Genomic DNA, 19,779 nt, shown 5'->3' with positions numbered 1-19,779 from the left:
GAATCCAAAGGCAACCGAGGCCCGGAAGCAAGACCGGCATGATCCGCCAGCGGGTGTTTTTCTACTTTTGTTTTTCACCCGCTCACCGGTACGCGGCCAGTGAACCAGCGGCTCACGACACGTGCCTGCCCACAAACAGGCTGATGCGCTCCGTTTTCAAACGCGCCTGCAGCCATCGTTCGATGGTACGTCTTTCGGCCGCGATGAGCGGCTTCGCGGATGCGAGATACACCACCGTCACTTCCTGCTCTTCCGCATTGCCTGACACCGCATCCCACTGCGTTGCGCTCGACAGCACGACCTTGGTGACCTGCGGATACTGCGCGTGCAGTTCCTTCGCCACGTCGGCCTCGCGCGACCGGTCGCGCTCCTGTTGCTGCAATTTCTCCTGCAATTGCGCAATCACGTTGTCGCGGTTTGCAAGCTCGAGTTTCGTCTCCTGATAGAGATCGCCGGCAATGCTCGCCTTGATGGACGATGCGTCGATCTGCTGACGCGAGTCGCCTATCTGATGCACTACCAGTTCACTACCCGCCAATCCGCGATGCGTGAGGCGGGCTGCGATCTCCTTCAGTTTGCCGTCGTCGACACGCTCGCCGATCAGCGTCACCTCGATCAGCTTGCGCGACGGCGTGACGTTGGTCCCTGCAACGTGCGTCTGACGGAGCAGCGCCATTTCGTCCTTGACGAACTGCTGCGCCTTCGCGCTAAACACCTCTTCCTGAACGAGCCGGTACGCCAGATAAACACTGGGAACCGCCGTCAGCATGACCACGGCGACCACGAGATGCTTGACGCGCCGCTCGATCCGGTTATCGACGAACCGCTTGTGCGGCGGCGTGAGTATCCAGGTGATCACCACGGTCGATACCGCGATGAACACGCAATTGATCGAGAACAGATAGAACGCGCCGAAAAAGAACGACATGTTCCCATTGGCAAGCCCGTAGCCGGCCGTGCAAAGCGGCGGCATGAGCGCGGTGGCGATTGCGACGCCGGGGATCACGTTCGATCGCTCGCGGCGCGTGACGCCCACCATGCCGGCGAGTCCGCCGAACAGCGCGATCAGCACGTCCCAGATGGTCGGCGTGGTTCGCGCGAGCAGCTCCGAATGCTCGCCTGACAGCGGGGTCACGAGAAAGTAGACGGTGGAGGTGACAAGACTGATCAGCGTTGCGACCAGCAGATACTTCAACGAGCGCTTGATGAGCGCGAAGTCGTAGATACCCACGCCGTAGCCGATGCCCATGATGGGTCCCATCAGTGGGGAGATCAGCATCGCGCCGATGATGACGGCGGTCGAATTGACGTCGAGTCCGATCGAGGCGACAAAGATCGCGAACATCAGAATCCACAAATTGGGACCCTTGATTTCGACGCCGCCGCGCAGGGTTTCATCGATGACGGCATCCGTCGCCTTGCCTTCCTGCAGGCCGAACCAGGTCCGCAATCTGGCTCTGGTCCGGTCGAATCGTGAAGTGACAGTAGTGGGGTTGATCGTATTCATCGTGGCAGTGCTTCCGGGAAACCGCGTACAAAAAAAGCGCCCATGCTTTTGGCATGGGCAGATATCGCTGTAAAGGAGAGCACCCGCCGCGATATCGAAGTCTCACGGAAACGGGTGCGCAAGCCGCATCGTAGTTAACCCTGTACTTGCAAACAATCGGAACCGTCTGATTTGCGAATTCAGTGCGAGAGAGTCGGCGGTGCGTCAATGGCTGAACGAATTCAACCATGCTTGTCACGCGATATGCAACGTCTGCCTGTATTCGCGCATCGCCCGATCCTTCAGCATCTCCGCCATCAGTTGCGCGTTAGGCGACAGAAACGCGTCGGAGCGTGTCACCAGCCCGACTGTCATGTCTGGCAACGGCGTATCCAGATCGAGTGTCACGATCTCGGGATCAATGATTCGCCCCGCGAGATCGGCAGTAGTCACGGCAATCGCCTGCGCGTGCTTGAGCACCGCCCACGTCGCTGCCGCGTTTTGACTTTCGATGTTTTGCGGAGCCTCGATCACCCTGGCGACGCCAACGTCGGGGGGCTGAGTGCTGATGCGCATCCCGCCGCTCACCCAGCGAAAACCGGTCAGTTTATCCAGCGTGCAGCGGCCCCTGGCCGCCGGGTGCTCACGATGCGCAATCACCACCGCCTGCTGCCGCAGCCAGGGATCGAACCGGAACGGCAGCGCGATCGATTCCGCGAAGGTCGTGCAGACTCCGAAATCCAGCGTGCCGTCCCGCAGGCCGGGCAACACCGTCGCGAGCGCGCCGTCCACGATGCGCAGCGGCGCGCCCGGCCGCTGAGCGAGAAAGTCCGGCAACACGAATGGCAGCAGACAGGTGGATGCCATCGGCGACATACCCATCGCGACGCGGCCGCGATTGTCGAGCGAGACGTCGCCGTCGAGCAGCTTCATCTGCTCGACGATCAATGTCGCGCGCGGCAGCAGCGACTGGCCGGCAGCCGTGGGTACGGCGCCGCCGACACCGCGCGAGAACAACGTCACACCGAGGTCTTCCTCTAGAAGACGCAGCGTCTTCGTGACGGCGGCCTGCGACACGTTCATTGCGCGCGCAGCCGCGCGGATGCTGCCGAGCCGCGCGACGCTGACGAACGCGAGTACTTGCGGGTACTTCATGGGTGACAACCTGCGGTTACTTGAATGAACCAAACGACGTCTTTCGGGACGCACGGCTGCGTGACATGCTAGCCCGGCCCTTTCAGCGGAGGCTGAAGGCGCAATTCGATAGTCATGTCAATCGCTCGGCGGAGCGCCGCACTGCTCCGACGTGAGCGCGCCGCCGACGAGCAACCGGGAGTGTCACATGAAAATAACGAAGCAATCCAGAGTGTTTGCACCACTGAGTCTGTTGGGCGGCGTGCTTGCGCTGACCCTGTCGGCGTGCGGATCAGATAGCGTCAACGTGGCGGCGACGGGCCCCGTGCCCGTCGCGAACGCGACTTACGGCGACGGCGGCATGCCCGCGTTCTATACGTGGCAGAGCGCCGTGCCGAACCAGCCAGGCGTGGTGCTGCGGCAAGCGCCGCTGCCAGCCGAGTTCGCGCTGGACCATTCCGATCCGGCGCAAAACGCGAGGCTTCTCTATACGTCGACGGAAGGCGTCGACGGCAAGACGCCCATCACGGTGTCGGGCGCGGTCTATCTGCCGCGGGGCACGCCGCCCGCGGGGGGTTGGCCGATCATCGCGTGGACGCATGGCACGGTTGGCATCGCGGATATCTGCGCGCCGTCGTTCCGGCAGCGCTCCGATCGCGACAAGGCCTACCTCGGCACGATGCTCGCGCAGGGCTATGCAGTCGTCGCGACGGATTACCAGGGACTCGGCACGCCGGGCCCGCATCCTTACCTCGTCCATCGCGCCGAAGCGTATAGCGCGCTCGACGCGGTACGCGCGGCGCTCGCCGCGTTTCCCGGCGTGCTGGGCAATAAGGTGGTCGCCGCCGGCCAGTCGCAAGGCTCGGGGGCGACGATCGCCACCTTGCAGTACGCGCCTGCCTATGCACCCGACGTGCGTGTCGTCGGCGGCGTCGCAACGGGTGTCTACTTCCCGTTGGTGGCGTCGGGCACGGCGCCGTCGGCACCGGCCCAGACAGGCGATGCGGGCAACTCCGTCTATCTGTTGCTCGCGATTCGGGGCACTGGCGCGCTCGTGGTGCCAGGTTTCGATTTCCGGCCGTACCTATCCGATCGTGCGCAACCGCTGTACGACGCCACGGTGACATCGTGCCTCGACCAGCTCGACACGCTTCAGCAAGCGAATGGCGTCGATCAGACCAACTATCTAAAGGCGATGCCGCCCATCGACAAGATAGGAGCGATCGTGGCGGCGACCTCCACACCTGTCGCCGGGTTCGCGCTGAAGGCTCCGCTCTTCACCGGCTCAGGGCTCGCCGATACGACCACGCCACCGTCGGATGCCTATGCCTTCGTGTCGACCGCCTGCTCGCTGGGCGCCACGATCGAATCGCACTATTACCCGGGGCAGACGCATGACGGCGCCGTCAACGCCTCGCTGGTCGATTCGCTGCCGTTCATCCGCAAGGTGATGAAGGGCGAGACGGTTTCAGGCAATTGCAGCACACTCGCGCCGCCGGGCGCTGCATAAGCGGCAATGTGTTGAGCGGCGAGCTGGTCACGATCGGCTCGCCGCGTTTTCGACGCCGTGAGCGCCTGCAAATTCAGCGACGCGCGTCCCGCATCCCCCGCATCGCCAGTCTCATTTGCTCTTCCGCGTAAGCGCATCCCTCCACCTGTCGCCTGAACCCTACCGGGAAAAATACAGAAAACGCCGGTAATCGGACTAGTCAACATCGAGTCCGTCCCAATCGATACCCGTCAACGCCCTTGAGAACGCCTCCGAACCGATACTTCTGGTCGAGAGATGAGAACACACCCGGGCAACCAAACAGGCGCGCAAAGGTAACTGCAATCGATCGCAGGGTTCATGTCTCCGCTTTTATTTCCTTCTACAGGTGAATTTCCAAATGAAAAAGACGCTTCTTTCCTCCGCCTTCGCAGCCGCCGCACTGATCGCACTGACCGGCCCCACTCACGCGGCCGACGGCCAGATCGACTTCGCCGGTAGCGTCATTGCATCGACCTGCGTGATCGACGCAGGCGTGACGAACAAGACCGTGGGCCTGCCGGCGGTGGCGGCAACGACCCTGGCGACCGCCGGTTCATCGGCCGGCCGTACCCCGTTCGACATCCAGTTGAGCGCGTGCGACCAGGACATCTCCGTTGCGGCCGTTTTCGAACCGGGCGCGACCGTCAACCCCGCAACGGGTCGCCTGATCGTCGACGCCGGCGGCGCCACGAACGTGGAAATCGGTTTGCTGAACAACGACTTTGGTCACATCCAGCTCGGCGCGGCCGAGAGCGCGCAAGGTTCGCAGCGTGTCGACATCACCGATGGCGCCGCCACCCTGCAGTACTACGCTCAGTACGAGTCGCTGGGCGGCGCCACGGCAGGTCCGGCCAACTCGCGCGTCCAGTACACGCTGAGCTACGAATAAGGTGTGCCGTGCAGGCGGCTTCAAGAAGCGGCCTGCACCCCAGTGTGCCTTTTGAAGCCGTTTTGCGGCAACGCGAGACGGCTTTTTAAGCAACACGTCATCTCTTTAACAAATCCCGGAGGAAGACCATGAAACGACTCATCAAAACCTTGACGACGGCAACCTTGCTGGCGGCCAGCGCGTTTTGCGTTCAGGCGAATGCAAGCGTGGTCGTCGCGGCGACGCGCGTGGTGTTTCCCGCCAATGAACGCGAGGTCACGGTCAAGCTGAGCAATGACGGCAATACGCCCGCCCTGGTGCAGGCCTGGATCGACACGGGCGATCAGAACGCCTCACCCGAGCAGATCAAGGTGCCGTTTACGCTGACGCCGTCCATGTTCCGGCTGGACCCGAAGAAAGGGCAGACGTTGCGGATGATCTACACGAAGGAGCCGCTCGCCCAGGACAAGGAATCGATGTTCTGGCTGAACGTACTGGAAGTGCCGCCCAAGGCGGGAGCGGGCGAGGATATGAACAAGCTGCAACTCGCGTTCCGCACGCGCATCAAGGTGTTCTTCCGTCCGCAGGGCTTGCAGAGCAGCGCCCAGGAGGCGCCGTCGAAAGCGCAATGGAGCATCGTGCGCGGCGCCGACGGCAAGGGCTACGCGCTTCAGGCGACCAACCCGACGCCCTATTTCGTCAACCTCGGCAGCATCGCGCTCGAGGCGGGCGGCAAGACCTACGATGCGGGCTCGGGTTATCTCAAGCCGGGTTCGTCGGAACTGTTTCCCATCGCGAACCTGACGAGCGCGCCCAGCGCCGCCGAAGTGAACTACACCAGCATCAACGATTGGGGCGGCGGCGTTAAAGGCAAGCAAGCCGTTTCCGCGTCGAACTGATCCCGTACCGCAGCGGCGTGGAGCGCAACGCTCCGAGCCCGCCTCCCCACTGTCGGCGAACCCGCCGCTGACAGGTCAAGGTTAATTCCACCGGTCTTGATCCGCCTCCGACGAGGCGGCTGCCGGACGCCTGCATCGGCGCCCGCGGGTCTCTGCATGCCAATTTTTTGCCCGCCAGATTTACCCGCGGGCCTTATGGAGTTATTCGATATGAACGCCCCGCGACAGGGTTCCATGCTGCAAGGCCCGCAGCTCCGGCTCAAGCCGATGAGCGTGCTGTTGCTGACGGTCATTGCCGCCTATCAGCTCGACGCTCGTGCTGGCGACACGACAGACGCGAACACCGCTTCCGTGCAGTTCGAAAACGAATTCCTGATGCACGGCGACGGCCATAAGGTCGACGTTTCGCGCTTTGAGAAAGGCAACGTGGTGATGCCGGGCACTTATAACGTCGACATCTTCGTGAACGACGAGCGCGTGGCACGCGCCGACGTGCCGTTCCAGGCCGCCTCCAGCGAGGCGAACGCCCAACCTTGCTTCGATCAGAAGACACTCGCGCGCATCGGCGTCGACCTCAAGAAGCTCGACCCCGAAAACCGCCAGCGCCTGGAAGCCGCGGGTGCATGCGTGCGCATCGACGAGATCGTTGCCGGCGCCAGCAGCAGTTTCGACTTTGGCGAACAGCGGCTGCAACTGAGCATTCCGCAGATATCACTGCTGCGCAAGGCGCGCGGCTACGTCACGCCCGATCTGTGGGATTCGGGCGTCACGGCCGGCTGGGCCGGCTACAACTTCAATCTGTACAGCAATCACAGCCGCGGCGCCGGCTTTGCGACGCAGGGCTATCTCGGCCTCAATACCGGCCTGAACCTCGGCAACTGGCATTTCCGTCACGACGGTTCGTACACGTTCGACAGCCACGGCGCGCAAAAATACCAGGACATCGCGACGTATCTACAGCGCGACGTACCGTCGCTGTCGTCGCAGTTGACCATCGGTGAGGCGTATACCACCGGCGATCTGTTCGACTCCACCGCGTTTCGCGGCGTGCGCCTCGCCACCGACGACCGCATGCTGCCGGATTCGCTGCGCGGCTATGCGCCGACGGTGCGCGGCATCGCGCGCAGCAACGCCAAGGTGACGATCCGCCAGAACAACGTCATCCTGCACGAAACCACGGTCGCGCCGGGCGCGTTCGAAATCGACGACCTGTATGCGACCGGCTACGGCGGCGACCTGACGGTGAGCGTCGAGGAAGCGGACGGCAGCACGCAAACCTTCACGGTGCCTTATGCCGCCGTGCCGCTGTCGCTGCGTCCGGGCGTGAATCGCTACAGCTTCGTGGCCGGCGTCGCACGCAATGCGCAACTGTCCGGCAACCCGGTGTTCGGGCAAGGCACCTGGCAGCGCGGCATCAATAACCTGCTCACCGCCTACGGCGGCGTGACCGTGGCGGAAGGCTACGGGTCGGTGCTGGCCGGGGGTGCGTTCAATACGCCGATCGGCGCGATCGGCCTGGACGGTTCGATGTCGTCCACCCAGCTTCCGGGCGAGGGACGCAAGACCGGCTCCAGCGTGCGGATCAGCTATGCGAAGAATCTGCCGGATTTCGGCACCAACTTTTCGCTGGCCGCGTACCGGTATTCGACCGGCGGCTACTTCGGCCTGAACGAAGCCTTGTACGCGCGCGGCCGTCGCGACGCCAACAACGGCTCCAACGGAGCACTGCGGCAGCGCAACCGGGCTTCCGTCACGCTGAACCAGCAGTTGGGCGAGAAGCACGGCAACCTCAGCCTGACCGCCTCGACGACCGACTACTGGAATCGCTCGGGCTCGGACGTCAACTACGCCGTGGGCTACAGCAACGCGGTCAAGAACATCGGCTATAGCGTGTCGGCCAACCGCATGCGCAATTCGCAGGGCCGGATGGATACGCTCTACTACGCCAATGTCACCATCCCGCTCGGCAAGGCGCAGCCGATGACGGCGTCGGCCAGCGTGTCGCACGATTCCAATGGCCGGACGCAGGCGCAAACCACGCTGTCCGGTTCGCTGAATGCCGACAACACCGCGTTCTACGGCGTCACCGTCGATCACGCGTCCGGCAACGGCGCGAGCTCGACCACGGGCGGCAGCGCCAACGTGTCCTATCGCAACCCGTATGCGGAATTCACCGCGACAGCAGGCAGCGGCACGGGCTTTTCGCAAGGCTCGGTCGGCGTGCGCGGGGCCGTGGTGGCGCACCCTGGCGGCGTGTCGCTGTCGCAGCCGCTGTCCGACACCTTCGGGATCGTCGAGGCGCCGGAAGCAGCCGGCGCAAGCGTCACCAATTCGGCGGGCGTGCGCGTCGACAGCCGCGGCTATGCCGTGGTGCCCTACCTGACGCCTTACGTGATGAACGATGTCCAGCTCGATCCGAAGGGTTTGTCCACCGATGTCGAGTTGCAGGAAACCAGTCAGCAGGTGGCGCCGCGCGCGGGTTCCGTGGCGCTGCTCAAGTACGCCACCGTGGTCGGCCGCTCGGCGGTGCTCGACGCGCATCAGCCGAACGGCAAGCCGTTGCCGTTCGGTGCGCCGGTGTTCGACCAGACCGGCAACGAAATCGGCACCGTCGGCCAGGCCAGCCGCGTGTTTGCGCGCGGCCTGCTCGACAGCGGCGAGTTGCAGGTGAAATGGGGCGACGACACCGCGTCGATTTGCCGTATCCACTATGAACTGCCCACGCGCGACTCGCGCGTCAAGGCCGACAGCTATCAACGTATCGAGGCCGTGTGCAAATGAGCGGCGACAAAGAATCAACCAGCGTCAAACGATTGGAGAACAGGATGAAACGCATGTTTGCATGGCCCGGCAAGATGGCCGGCCTCTTGTTGTTGACGGGCTTGTCCGTCGTGCCTCAACTCGCATGGGCCGCTCCTTGTATCGTGCAATTCAGTCCTCCGCCCAAGATAATTCGGGTTGTCTTCACCACACTTCCGACCAGGATCGAGATCGACCCGGACGCGCCGAATGGAACGGTGTTCTGGCAAAGCGGCTTCTTGAGCGACATCGCGAACGCCACGACGAATCCCGCGACAGACAACAGGTCAAGACTGGTCATTTGCGGCGTCGGTCAGAGTTCCATTCTGACGTGGGACGCCAACGCAACGCTGGGCACTCAGCAAAGCTATCCCACCACCATTCCCGGGATCGGATTGCGACTGAAGTTCAAGGGGCCGCTATCAGCAAACACCGAACAGTCGCTTCCTTACAGCACCACTTTCAACACCTCGAGTGCCGGTGGCACCGGTACGGATACTCGCGGCCAGAGCTTCTCGCTCGCGCTGGTCAAGACGGGAACGATCCCGAACGGGGGCGGCATCCTGAGCGGGATCTTTGCCAAGGCGACTTTCGACGGTGCGGGCTTTTACACGTACGAATACAACACGCCCATCAACATCGTTCCGCGAGCACCCACGTGCAGTGTGCAAAACGCTTCGCAGGTCGTCGATCTCGGTGCGATCAGCAAGAGCAAGTTCACCGGCGCGGGAGCGACGACGACCGATGTCCCGCTGAGCATCGGCTTGAACTGCGTGGGTGGCGCGACTGGCGGCGCCGCCAGCGTGAGTGTGACGCTGACCGATCAAACCACGCCGACCAACCGCAGCGACAAGCTGTCGCTCACGTCGAACTCAACGGCCACCGGGATCGCGATTCAGGTCTCCAATCAGAGCGGCGTGGTGAGCTATGGCCCGGATTCGAGCGCGCCGGGCAATACGAACCAGTGGCTGGCGGGCAGCACCGGGAACGGTAGTTTCACCATTCCATTGAAGGCGCGCTACATCCAGACGGGGGCGCAAGTCACGCCCGGCACGGCGAATGGGCGGGCCACCTTCACCATGAGCTATCAGTAAGCCGCCGACGTTTTTCGCGCCGTTTCATTTGCGGCGGCGGGGCCCTGGTTTGAAGGCCCCGTCGCCAGCGTCTGATTTTTTCCAGAATGTTTTCCAAACAGTTCCAGCCACAGCCAATGAGAGATGACCATGAGCCCCATCTGCCTGATCGACATCGCGGAAATCCGCACCCGCTCCACTGAACTTCGCAACGGCCGTCGGGCATCGCGCCGCGCATGTCTGACAAAGTGGATCGCGCGATTGCTTCGTGCCGCCCGGCACTAGCTCAACGCATTTTTATAGATTCGGCCATCCTTCATGATGAGCCGCAGGTTCTTCTCAGGATCGCCAAGAAGCGAAATATCGTCGAGCGGATTGCCGTCGATCACGAGAATATCCGCCAACGCGCCCGCCTGAATCACACCCAGCATGCCCGGATACGGGTTGCGCGGACCCGATAAAGCCAGAAGCGCGGCATTGCGGCTCGTGCCGAGCCTCAACACATCGACCTTGTCGAACCAGCGCGAAATTTTCGCAAGCTGCCGTCCTTGCGACGCCGTACCTCGCGGGTTGAACAGGATATCCGTGCCCCATGCCATCCTGGCCTTGTGCTTTTGTCCCAGTTCGAAAGCCCTCAACGTGCCCTGTGCAATGGCTTCCTGTTGTTTCCGTTGTTCGGGGTTCGATTTGGGATTCGCATCCTCGTCGACGAGGAACGGCTGAATGCTCCACCATGCTCCCGCATCCACGATTCTGCGCACGGTGTCCTCGTCCGCAAGCTGCCCATGCTCGATGGACTTGACGCCGCACGCCAGCGCTCGCTGAATCCCGGCCGACGTGTACACATGCGCGCAGACATAGGTGCCCCAATCCGTCGCGGCATCCACCGCCGCACGCATCTCTTCCTTCGTGTATTGCAGCGTATCGATCGGATCGAACATCGACGAGACGCCGCCGCCGGCCATGATCTTGATCTGGCTCGCGCCGAGCATCAGTTGCTCGCGGGTTTTCTTCAACACTTCGGGCACGCCGTCCGCGATCGCCGCCACGCCGGCGACTTCCGCGCTGCTTAGCGCGCACAGCGAAGGCAGCGACAGTTCGTTGGGGTTGCGAAAATCGCCATGTCCCGACGTCTGCGAGATCATCGCGCCCGACGGATAGATGCGCGGGCCCGGAATCCGGTTCTCGTCGATTACCCGCTTGAGCGCGAAAGACGGTCCGCCGACGTCGCGAACCGTCGTGAAACCGCGCATGATGGTCCGCTCGGCTTCCTGTGCCGCGAGAAGGTAGACGTAGTTGACGTCGCCCGCCATCGCGACATTCAACGAAGCCGCGGCGAGCACCGAGTGCCAGTGCGCATCGATCAACCCCGGCATGACGACCTTGCCGCGGCAGTCGATTACCTGCGCATCGGCGACATCCTGTCCAGCCGGCACCAGGTCCTTGATCCTGTTGCCGACAACGAGCACGTCGCGGCCCTCGATGAGCTTGCCTGTCGTGCCGTCGAAAATCCGCGCGCCCCTGAGAACGATTGGCCGATCGCCGGCTTGCGCAAAAGCGGAACAGGCGAGGCCGAGCGAAGCCATCCCCAAACCCGCGACGATGCCTTGAAGAACATGCCGGCGCGACAAGCCCTCGGTGATACGCCGGCATGCGGCATGAGCAATTGCACTTTGGCAACCGCACGCAAAGCGATATACCGGTCGCCTATCGTCTTCGTTATAGGGTGCTGACATAGCGGCCTCCTTGATTGTTTTCCAACGGCGAACCGATCGTAACCGCGCGTCGACGTAATCAGCTATTCGCCGGGTCGATTCATCCCCTCGAGCGCCGCGCCGACCGCAATCGACACCGCGCCGCGCGAAACGCCGTTCAGGTTGCGGCCCTCGCCTCCTCCGGCTCGATCGGCGTCGTCTCGCCCCGCGCGACTCGCACGATATGCAGCAAACGTCTTGTCGCGCGATCCGGCAGCGCCCGTTCCACGATCGCCAGAATCAGGGAAAGCGCTTCATCGGGAATCGGCACATGACGCAGTATCGTCGCCTGCACCTGAATGTCGAACGCGTCGAGCAGGTCCGCTGCCGCCGCGACGCCACCGTCCCGCACCAGCCCTTCGAGGTGCGCGCACTGCCTGGCTTGCGCGACCGCTCCGAAGACACCCAGCGCGCCCTGCAGCGAATGCAGTTCGGCGAGCACGCGGGCGGCGTCGTCGCTCCGCTGCGCGACGGTAATCGCCGCGAGCGATTCGCCGAACGACGCGAGAAATGCGTGCCGCAGATCGTCGGACAACGCGCGGCCGCCCAGCACGTCGACCACGCCGGCGTCGTCCTCGCGCGCGCCGTCCGTTTGCGCGATATCCACGCCGGCTGCAACGGCCGGCAAACCCGCCACCTCCGACAGCACCGCCCGCAGCCGCGCGAGCGAAAGCGGTTTGCTCACGACCCGGGCGATGCCCACCGTCTCGCAGCGCTCGCGCTCCTGCGGCGTGGACGCCGCCGTGGCCGCCACCACCGGCATCGCCGGCCAGCGCGCGCGGGTCTCGCTGGCCAGCGCATAGCCGTCCAGCCCCGGCATCGACAGATCGGTCACCAACACGTCGAACGTCTGCTGCATCAAGCATTCGAGCGCCTGCTCGCCGTCTTCCGCCGTGACCGACTCGCAGCCCAGCGCCTCCAGTTGCTCTTCGAACAGCCGGCGGTTGGCCGCGTTGTCCTCCGCGACCAGCACCTTGAGACGGCGCGGCAGAACGTGCGTCGTCTCGCCGGCCTGCTCCAGCGCCACGCCCCGCAGCGTGTATTGCAACGCGCTCGCGAGGCCCATCAGACTAAAGCTCGACACGCGGACGAGGCGGCTCGTCGCCACCGGCGATCCCGGACCGTCCGCGCTGCAGTCGATCACCCACGACGCATCCTCCATCAACCGGGCTTCGTCGTCGGCGTGCCACGTGTCGCGCTCGCCGCACAGAATTACCGCCTCGAGTTCGTCCAGCATCACTTCGTCGATCTGCGCCGGATGCCGGTATGCGTTCACCGTGAGCCCCCACGCCCGCAGCGCCGGCACCGCGTACTCATGCCATGCATCGGCCGCGGCCACGAAGGCCACCGTTTCGCCCGCAAAGCGCGGCATCGCCGGCGCGATCGCCGGCTCGCCCAAGGGCACTCGCACGGTAAAGCAACTGCCCTTGCCCGGCTCGCTACGCACGCTGACCTCTCCACCCATCGCCAGCGCGAGCCTCGCGCACAACGCGAGTCCGAGACCCGTGCCGCCAAAGCGGCGGCTGATGGTCGCGTCCGCCTGGCTGAACGGCTGGAACAGCGCCGCCTGCTGCTGCGCGCTCATGCCGATGCCGCTGTCTTCCACCTCGATCAGCAGCGCCGCCTCGTCAGCCGCCGACACCCGCAGCATGACCTCGCCGTGTTCGGTGAACTTGACCGCATTCGACAACAGGTTGTTGATCACCTGCCCGAGCCGCATGGGATCGCCCCGCATCGGCCGCGTGGTCGTCACGCCGAAACAGGCCGACAGCCGCAGGTTCTTCGCGCGCGCGACCGGCGCGAACATCGTCAGCGAGCGCGACGCCACTTCCAGCGCATCGAAACCGATGTACTCCAGCGTCATCTCGCCGGCTTCGATCTTCGAGAAATCGAGCACGTCGCTGATGATTCCGAGCAACCCGTCCGACGACGCGCGGATCGTTCTCAGCCGGTCGCTCTGCAACGCGTCCAGGCGCGACTGCGACAGCAGTTCGAGATTGCCGAGAATCGCGTTCAGCGGCGTGCGGATCTCGTGGCTCATCGTCGCGAGAAAGGCCGACTTGGCCGCGTTGGCGGCATCCGCCGCTTCCCTCGCCTCGCGCAGTTGCTGCTCGAGGCGCTTGCGCGCGGTGACATCGGTGAAGGCCGTCACCAGCACATCCTCGCCCTGGTAGCGCGCCGGCGCGACGCTCACCGCCAGATCGAGCGAACCGCCATCGTGAGTGGGCAACGTCAGTTCCTCGTGCGTGATGCCGCCGGCGGCGCCGCTCTGCCGATGCTTGCGATACCGCTCGGCCAGTTCGGCCGACAGGGTTCGCGCCGGCACGACCACGCGCCGGGCCGTCTCGATCATTGTCGGACTATGCGCGAGCGGCGCGCCGTTCGTCATCGATATCAGGCCTAGACCCACGGGCGCCGTTTCGATCAACGTGCGGTTCAGCTGTTCGCTTTCGAAGACCCGCTGCGAGCGGGCGAGCACCGGCCGGTAGACGCGCCGGTCGAATAGCAGCAACAAGATCCAGATGGCCGCGATGATCGCACTCGTGGTCGCCAGCGACGTGAGGAGCGGGCCGCGCAGTTCCGTGGCAACGCCCAGCCACGACTCGACGTGGACGAGCGTCCAGCCGGTGCCGCCGATCTGCCAGCCCGCGAGCCGATAGTCCGTCGTGTTCGCCCGCTGCCGCGCCGTGCCGATGCCGTCCGCGAGCGCTTCACGCGCGGCGGCGATCGTCCGGTTGTCGACCGGATGCCGCGACCTCGATGCAATCACCGTTCCGTCGCGTGCGAGCAGCAGACGGGAGCCATTGAGGCTGGCCGCATCGAGCGACGCGGTCAGCGCCTCCACGGAGCGCTCGACCACCACCACGCCAAACGGCTTGCGTTGCGAATCGAGCATCGCAGCCGCGACGCGGACGCGCCGCTGACCGGCCAACGGACTGTCGTAAGCGGGCAGCCAGTGAACCGCCGGCCACGTGGTGCCGGGCTTGCGCAACGGCGCATCGGCGGGAAGCAGCGGCTTGCCTTGGGGACCGGCGAGCGCATCGAATAACGTGGACCGGTTTGCGAGCAGCGTCGCCCAACGCACATCGGAAGGCCACGGCGACGCGGTCAGCAGCATCAACGACCGGTCCGTGCTGTAGAGGTAGGCCGTCAACTCGCCGCCATTGCGTGCCGCGATGACGGTCGACGGGCCAGCCATCGTTTCGCTCAGCCGGATGAAGCGCCCGGCCGCGGGCGCGGGCGGATTCGAGGGCGACGCGCCGGCCACCAGGATCGGCAGCACATCGGGCGTCTGCTGCACGCGCAGCAGGTTGCGGTCGCGGCTGAACCGCGCGACAGTATCCGGCGGCGCTGCCCCACCGGCATTCCATGCAAGCTCCAGGCTCTGGACATTGCTGCGCAGCGTGGCTTCCGCGCGCACCGTGAAGTCGATAACAGGCCGCACATCGAGCGACAGCAGTTCGGACTCGCGCGCCGTATAGGCGCTCACCGTCGAGATCGCGTTGATGACGAACGCGGCGATCACCACCGCCGTCGCCGTCGCGGCGCCGCCGTACATCATCATGTGTTGATAGCGGCGGAAGCGGTTCAGCTCTCTGCTTTGCATGTATCGGCCATGGGTCTAGCGGAGTGGTCGAGTCGATCAGTCCCCGACGCATTATGCACCGCACGCCGGAGCCCGGAAAGCATCCGCGCGGACCTGCACGACCGCGCCGGACCGATGAAAGCGGGACTCGCCGCAAGCGGCGCGTTGCCGGGCCGCGAACGCAAATATTCTCGGCCTGGCGGCCCGGCGCAGATTATCCTGAGGGTCAATTTCGGGTACAGTCACGAGCCAGTCCGCCTACATTCATTCTTATATTCTGCGGGGGTCCACATGAGCACGATGAAGATTCGTGTCGTACTCGCCGACGATCATCCGGCACTGCTTTCGGGTATCAAACATGCGCTGTCCGTGCTTCCCACGCTGGACGTCGTGGGTACCGCCGGAGATTCGGGCGAACTTATCAAGCTGCTGAACGCGGTGCCCTGCGACGTCGTCATCACCGACTACGCAATGCCCGGCGGCGAGTATGGCGACGGCATGACCCTTCTCGCTTATCTGCGAAGGACTTATCCGGCGCTCAAGATCGTGGTCTTCACAACCATAGAAAACCCCGCTATCGCTCAGGAGATCGCCAACCTCGGGGTGCATGGGGTATTGGGCAAATCGCATGACACCGGTCACGTGATCTCGGCGATTCATGCCGTGTACGCGGGCGCCACGTACTTCCGCCTCACGTCGCGCGCGCCCGAGGGCGCACACGCCGAACTCGCCTCTAACGCGAGCGCACGCACGCGCACGCTGACCACGCGTGAAATGGAAGTGGTGCGGCTTTTTGTATCCGGCATGTCCGTCAACGAAATCGCGGAGCGGCTTCATCGCACGAAGCAGACCATCAGCTCGCAGAAGACGCGGGCAATGCGCAAGCTCGGTATCGACCGCGATGCCGATCTGTTCCGGTTTGCGTACGAAACGGGGCTCGCGGTCGCGACCGATGCGCCCGGAACCAGTTCAGCGGGCAACCTCGCCATCGAATGAGCGGCGCGGTTACGCGCAACCACGCAACCACGAGGAGAAGGCACAGGCTTCCACTCGCGCTATGAACGGCGCTTCTTCCATGCATAGTCCGCGGGTGGGTCCGCTGCGCCCGAGCGTCCAACCGATTGCGGATTCTCGCTGCACAACGTCACAAAGCTGACGCCGCCGCCTTGCAATTGGGCATTGCGTAAAACCTCGGTGAATTTGAGCGCTTCCGCGAGCGCGTCGGAGTCGAAGCGCCTGAAGCGGGCGCATTCCTGTCCAGCGTCTCCGCTCACGCTTTCGAGCCCGCTTTCGAGCCAATAGACAACGAACATCACAGGCTCCAATTTCGAGCGCAATGCGTTAAAGAAACCGCGATCGCACAATCGCGATCATCCAAAGGCACGAGCCGCACGCGTCATACCTGAAACCGGAAATGCTTTAATAAAAAAGTGGCAAACCGTAAAATCTGCCGAATTAACCGCTTTTGTTACATCGATCGGCATATCGTTCCCGCGGCGCCTCCGAATTAACTCGCCGCCTCGGTTTCGTCACGTGAGTTCGTAGTTTTACGTCACCCGAAACCCCTGCACACTCCGAAAACTACGCGAGTGCCAATTGTCGGACGATTTATTCGCTTCTAGAATTGAGCCACGTCCCGGCGCTCGCTTGCCCGAATTCGGCGCGAGCGCGAGCCAGTTCCGCGTAAGCCTGTCGGGCACTTGCGGAGCGGCAAAACGGAACACGAAGTTCCAGCGGAAAATCAATCAATGAGCGAAACGGGCGAAGAGCACACCGCTTTATTCACCTTCGGCGATACCCAACTCGATCACGAGGGCGCACAGGCGGCGCCGGACACGGCGCTGAGCGCCGGTGGGCAGGGGCTGGCCGGTATCGGCCGGCAGTTGCTCGAAGCACCGGGCAGCGAGGCACGGCAAGCGCTCATGCGTGAAGTGATTCAGCGCGCGGGGTTCGACTCGCTCTGCTATTGCCATATCGTGCGGATCGGCGAATTCGTCAGCCGCGCCGCCTGGTTCGACACTTACTCGCCGCCCGGCTGGGCCGAGCGCTATGGGCGCGAGCAGTTCTTCCAAATCGATCCGCGCGTGGCCTATGCGTGCCGTTTCGAATGGCCGTTCGCGTGGGATCTGGAATCGATGTTTTCCACGCCGATGGCCGAGCGCTGCGAAGCCTTCGCGCGCCGCTTCAGCCATGCGGCAAAGCAGGCGGGCCTGCAGAGCGGCGTGAGTGTCGGCCTCGCCACCGGCAATCCGCTCGAGCACTGCATCATCACGCTGTCGAGCACGCAAACGGGTCGCGGCTGGATCGCGGACACCACGCTCGGCGAAGCGTACGCAATCGGCGTGGGCCTGCACACCTTCATCGAGGCGCGCGCGCGCAGTCTGCTGCCCTCGCTGACGGCCGATACGCTCAACGACGTGCAGCGTTCGATCCTGCGCTTCGTCACGCAGGGCTTGAGCGATCGTGAAATGGCCGAATCCCTGTCGATGTCGGCGCACAACGTCGGCTATCACTTGCGGCAACTGAAGAAAATCTATAACGCGCAGAACCGCGTGCAGCTCGCGTATATCGCGGGCTGCATTCTCGGCGACTGACGCTGTACGCTCGCGGCCGCTGTCACGCGGACGGCCGCACCACCACCTGGCTACGGGACATCCGGCGACACGATTCGCCGGGGCCGAGGTGTGTCCATAACGACAACAGGGGGAGCGTATGACATACGGAACGGAGGTTCTGAACGAGCCTGCGGGCCTCGCGGTGCGCCGCATGGCGATGAGCGGCTACGACCGCAAGCCGTCGGCCTCGGCGAGCGAGGCGGCGGTCACGGCGCGAGCCGTCGACACGCCTGACATCAGCTACTTCGACGAAGCGGAACTGCTGGGCACGATCCGCCGCGACGAACTGGGCGGCGAAACCCATATCGCCGCCAACCTGGGCGCCGCCCGCAATACCGACGAGCGGATGCGGCTCGTGCGCGGCATGCTGCGCCTCGTCGGCTTCAGCGAACTCGGCTATCTCACAGTGAAGCTCGACGCGCAGGGCCGTCCGGAGCGTCTTTATTTTCCGCGCAGCTATCTGTCGGCGAATCTCGCGCCGCACTATTTCGAAGCCGGCTATCACCGTCATGATCCGCGCTTCGCCGCCGCGCTGACGGGCAGCGCGCCGCACGTCTGGGATAGGCGGCGGCTCGTCGAAGCGTGGCGCCGCGCGGGCTCACCGCCGGGCATGCGCGCGATGTTCGACGAGATGCGCGACGGCGGCATCGGCAGCGGCCTGATCTTCGGCCTGCCGATTCCGCACACGCGGCTGCGCTCGATCATCAGTTTCGCCGCGCCGAGCGAGCAGGCCGGCTGGATCACCGACAGCGTCGTGGTGCAGTCGTTGACATTGGGCCTGTCGGTGCATCAGCGCTTTTCGGCGTATGTGCGCGCGATCAACCGGCGCGAATCGGCAGCCGAATTATCGGCGCCGCAGATGCGCATTCTCGGCTTCCTGGCGGCCGGCCTGTCCGACAAGGAAATCGCGTTGCGCATGCACATCACCGCGCACAACGTCGACTACCACCTGCGGCGGCTGCGCCAGAAGTGCGGCGCGACCAACCGCACGCAACTGGCTTTTCTGGCGGGGCAGATGCCGACCTCGTGACGTCAGCGCGCTCGTGCGGCGCGCGAGGAGGCCATGCAGCACGATCGCGCACGGACGTTCGCGGTCATCCATTCAAGCGCAGACGTCCCGCCAGATACGCCAGCTCCGAGCGATGGCGAACGCCATACGTTTTGCGCAGCAGCCGCAAGTGATAGTCGACGTTATGCACGCTCGTATGCAGCCGCAACGCGATCTGCTTGTCCGACAGACCGGACGCCACGCACAGCAGAATCTCCCGCTGTCTCTCCGACACCGTCGCCGCCACGGACTGCCGCGCGATCGTGCGCCGGTACGCGGCCGCAAGCTGATGCAGCGATAAACCGAGCCCAAGCGTCTGCGCGAGGATGCTGCTGTCGATCCACTTGTTCCTCGGGTTCATCGACGTGAAACTGACGATCACCTGGAAACCGCTCGATGGAACCGGCAGGCCGAGCATGATGCCCGAGCGCATGCCGTCGGCGTCCATCTCCTGCAGGAAGCGGTTCGCGCGCGGGTCGCGACCGCGGCTCCTGCACGCCTTGTTCAGTTGCGACAGGTCCCACACGACCGGCGGCGCATGCGCACGGCCGATCGCGAGGCGAGGATCGACTTCGAAATAACGTTCGTGGAAGTAATTGCCGCGAAACTGCGCCGGCACCAGGCCCTCCACCATGAACGCGCGCGCCACCCGCTCGTTGACGACCTGCAGCGTCACATAAGCGACCGTGTTGAAGCCGATGATCCGCAGCAAGCCCGCGAAAAGCCGCATGCGCTCCGCCGGCGTGGCCGCCGACGCCAGTTCCCGGATCAGATGCGATTGCGCGTCCGGGCGGCGCGCGGTGGAATCCGCCGCGAGATCGCGATCCGTATGCCAGATCAACTCCGGCGGCGCGTCGGCGGTCTGCGCGGCTCCCGCCGCGGCGGGTTGCCCGCCGGCCTGGCGGCGCTCCATGTCGATCAACGGTACCGAAAAGCCATGCATTGGACTGCTCCGGTGAACGTGAGAGTAAAGCGGTAAGCGATCC

At 64.2% G+C, this 19,779-nt stretch carries 15 protein-coding genes; 8 read left to right on the top strand and 7 right to left on the bottom strand.

Translation table 11 applies throughout. From position 1 onward, the window contains the following. Positions 1-112 precede the first annotated feature (112 nt). Together ACTJLC_RS10050 and ACTJLC_RS10045 are read right to left on the bottom strand one after the other, a co-directional pair. A complete protein-coding gene (locus ACTJLC_RS10050) occupies positions 113-1,507 on the bottom strand; it encodes a TIGR00341 family protein (RefSeq protein WP_154872237.1) in 1,395 nt (464 codons plus the stop codon). Between the two features lie 234 nt (positions 1,508-1,741). Continuing rightward, on the bottom strand, positions 1,742-2,641 hold the full coding sequence (locus ACTJLC_RS10045) for a LysR family transcriptional regulator (RefSeq protein ID WP_310129698.1): 900 nt from the start codon (positions 2,639-2,641) through the stop codon (positions 1,742-1,744). 187 nt (positions 2,642-2,828) lie between these two features. Between ACTJLC_RS10045 and ACTJLC_RS10040 the strand changes: the two genes are divergently transcribed. The 5 genes from ACTJLC_RS10040 (at position 2,829) to ACTJLC_RS10020 (ending at position 9,811) form a co-directional block, all read left to right on the top strand. Next, the gene (locus ACTJLC_RS10040) at positions 2,829-4,130 is read left to right on the top strand and encodes an alpha/beta hydrolase (RefSeq protein WP_310129702.1); all 1,302 of its coding nucleotides are present in this window, start codon (positions 2,829-2,831) and stop codon (positions 4,128-4,130) included. A 379-nt stretch (positions 4,131-4,509) separates the two neighbouring features. Continuing rightward, the gene (locus ACTJLC_RS10035; RefSeq protein WP_310129708.1) at positions 4,510-5,040 is read left to right on the top strand and encodes a fimbrial protein; all 531 of its coding nucleotides are present in this window, start codon (positions 4,510-4,512) and stop codon (positions 5,038-5,040) included. Between the two features lie 128 nt (positions 5,041-5,168). After that, positions 5,169-5,918, top strand: coding sequence for a fimbria/pilus periplasmic chaperone (locus tag ACTJLC_RS10030; RefSeq protein WP_310129709.1), 750 nt, complete (start codon positions 5,169-5,171; stop codon positions 5,916-5,918). A 210-nt stretch (positions 5,919-6,128) separates the two neighbouring features. After that, entirely contained in the window at positions 6,129-8,699 is a 2,571-nt protein-coding gene (locus ACTJLC_RS10025; protein WP_310129710.1) for a fimbria/pilus outer membrane usher protein, read from the top strand. Continuing rightward, the gene (locus tag ACTJLC_RS10020; protein ID WP_310129711.1) at positions 8,696-9,811 is read left to right on the top strand and encodes a fimbrial protein; all 1,116 of its coding nucleotides are present in this window, start codon (positions 8,696-8,698) and stop codon (positions 9,809-9,811) included. The genes ACTJLC_RS10025 and ACTJLC_RS10020 overlap by 4 nt, the downstream gene beginning before the upstream one ends. Here the strand turns inward: ACTJLC_RS10020 and ACTJLC_RS10015 are convergent. The 3 genes from ACTJLC_RS10015 to ACTJLC_RS10005 form a co-directional block, all read right to left on the bottom strand. After that, entirely contained in the window at positions 9,805-9,966 is a 162-nt protein-coding gene (locus ACTJLC_RS10015; RefSeq protein WP_310129712.1) for a hypothetical protein, read from the bottom strand. The two genes, ACTJLC_RS10020 and ACTJLC_RS10015, sit on opposite strands and share 7 nt — an antisense overlap. 105 nt (positions 9,967-10,071) lie before the next feature. After that, a complete protein-coding gene (locus ACTJLC_RS10010; RefSeq protein WP_310129713.1) occupies positions 10,072-11,376 on the bottom strand; it encodes a metal-dependent hydrolase family protein in 1,305 nt (434 codons plus the stop codon). A 286-nt stretch (positions 11,377-11,662) separates the two neighbouring features. Beyond that, positions 11,663-15,151 (bottom strand): ATP-binding protein, encoded by a 3,489-nt coding sequence (locus ACTJLC_RS10005; RefSeq protein ID WP_310129714.1) that lies wholly within the window; start codon positions 15,149-15,151, stop codon positions 11,663-11,665. Between the two features lie 270 nt (positions 15,152-15,421). Between ACTJLC_RS10005 and ACTJLC_RS10000 the strand changes: the two genes are divergently transcribed. After that, the gene (locus ACTJLC_RS10000) at positions 15,422-16,126 is read left to right on the top strand and encodes a response regulator (protein WP_310122536.1); all 705 of its coding nucleotides are present in this window, start codon (positions 15,422-15,424) and stop codon (positions 16,124-16,126) included. A 59-nt stretch (positions 16,127-16,185) separates the two neighbouring features. Here the strand turns inward: ACTJLC_RS10000 and ACTJLC_RS09995 are convergent, their stop codons facing one another. Continuing rightward, entirely contained in the window at positions 16,186-16,443 is a 258-nt protein-coding gene (locus ACTJLC_RS09995; protein ID WP_154872246.1) for a hypothetical protein, read from the bottom strand. Between the two features lie 435 nt (positions 16,444-16,878). Here ACTJLC_RS09995 and ACTJLC_RS09990 point away from each other — a divergent pair, with 435 nt between their 5' ends. Then, on the top strand, positions 16,879-17,724 hold the full coding sequence (locus ACTJLC_RS09990; RefSeq protein ID WP_073431546.1) for an autoinducer binding domain-containing protein: 846 nt from the start codon (positions 16,879-16,881) through the stop codon (positions 17,722-17,724). A gap of 118 nt (positions 17,725-17,842) precedes the next feature. Next, positions 17,843-18,775: a helix-turn-helix transcriptional regulator gene (locus tag ACTJLC_RS09985; RefSeq protein ID WP_310129717.1), complete on the top strand. Its 933-nt coding sequence runs from the start codon at positions 17,843-17,845 to the stop codon at positions 18,773-18,775. Positions 18,776-18,839: 64 nt separating this feature from the next. Here the strand turns inward: ACTJLC_RS09985 and ACTJLC_RS09980 are convergent, their stop codons facing one another. Continuing rightward, positions 18,840-19,736 carry a helix-turn-helix transcriptional regulator gene (locus ACTJLC_RS09980; protein WP_161553715.1) on the bottom strand — a complete coding sequence of 299 codons (897 nt, stop codon included), beginning with the start codon at positions 19,734-19,736 and terminating at the stop codon, positions 18,840-18,842. Positions 19,737-19,779: the final 43 nt, after the last annotated feature.

The sequence above is a fragment of the Paraburkholderia sp. 22099 genome (genome assembly GCF_052045835.1).
GTDB classification, from domain to species: domain Bacteria; phylum Pseudomonadota; class Gammaproteobacteria; order Burkholderiales; family Burkholderiaceae; genus Paraburkholderia; species Paraburkholderia terricola.
This window is presented reverse-complemented; position numbering and strand designations above follow the sequence as displayed.

What these genes read in the sequence shown, in the direction of transcription:
- ACTJLC_RS10050 (WP_154872237.1), bottom strand. Translation starts at nt 1,507, where the DNA reads ATGAATACGATCAACCCCACTACTGTCACTTCACGATTCGACCGGACC.
- ACTJLC_RS10045 (WP_310129698.1), bottom strand. Translation starts at nt 2,641, where the DNA reads ATGAAGTACCCGCAAGTACTCGCGTTCGTCAGCGTCGCGCGGCTCGGC.
- ACTJLC_RS10040 (WP_310129702.1), top strand. Translation starts at nt 2,829, where the DNA reads ATGAAAATAACGAAGCAATCCAGAGTGTTTGCACCACTGAGTCTGTTG.
- ACTJLC_RS10035 (WP_310129708.1), top strand. Translation starts at nt 4,510, where the DNA reads ATGAAAAAGACGCTTCTTTCCTCCGCCTTCGCAGCCGCCGCACTGATC.
- ACTJLC_RS10030 (WP_310129709.1), top strand. Translation starts at nt 5,169, where the DNA reads ATGAAACGACTCATCAAAACCTTGACGACGGCAACCTTGCTGGCGGCC.
- ACTJLC_RS10025 (WP_310129710.1), top strand. Translation starts at nt 6,129, where the DNA reads ATGAACGCCCCGCGACAGGGTTCCATGCTGCAAGGCCCGCAGCTCCGG.
- ACTJLC_RS10020 (WP_310129711.1), top strand. Translation starts at nt 8,696, where the DNA reads ATGAGCGGCGACAAAGAATCAACCAGCGTCAAACGATTGGAGAACAGG.
- ACTJLC_RS10015 (WP_310129712.1), bottom strand. Translation starts at nt 9,966, where the DNA reads ATGTCGATCAGGCAGATGGGGCTCATGGTCATCTCTCATTGGCTGTGG.
- ACTJLC_RS10010 (WP_310129713.1), bottom strand. Translation starts at nt 11,376, where the DNA reads ATGGCTTCGCTCGGCCTCGCCTGTTCCGCTTTTGCGCAAGCCGGCGAT.
- ACTJLC_RS10005 (WP_310129714.1), bottom strand. Translation starts at nt 15,151, where the DNA reads ATGCAAAGCAGAGAGCTGAACCGCTTCCGCCGCTATCAACACATGATG.
- ACTJLC_RS10000 (WP_310122536.1), top strand. Translation starts at nt 15,422, where the DNA reads ATGAGCACGATGAAGATTCGTGTCGTACTCGCCGACGATCATCCGGCA.
- ACTJLC_RS09995 (WP_154872246.1), bottom strand. Translation starts at nt 16,443, where the DNA reads ATGTTCGTTGTCTATTGGCTCGAAAGCGGGCTCGAAAGCGTGAGCGGA.
- ACTJLC_RS09990 (WP_073431546.1), top strand. Translation starts at nt 16,879, where the DNA reads ATGAGCGAAACGGGCGAAGAGCACACCGCTTTATTCACCTTCGGCGAT.
- ACTJLC_RS09985 (WP_310129717.1), top strand. Translation starts at nt 17,843, where the DNA reads ATGACATACGGAACGGAGGTTCTGAACGAGCCTGCGGGCCTCGCGGTG.
- ACTJLC_RS09980 (WP_161553715.1), bottom strand. Translation starts at nt 19,736, where the DNA reads ATGCATGGCTTTTCGGTACCGTTGATCGACATGGAGCGCCGCCAGGCC.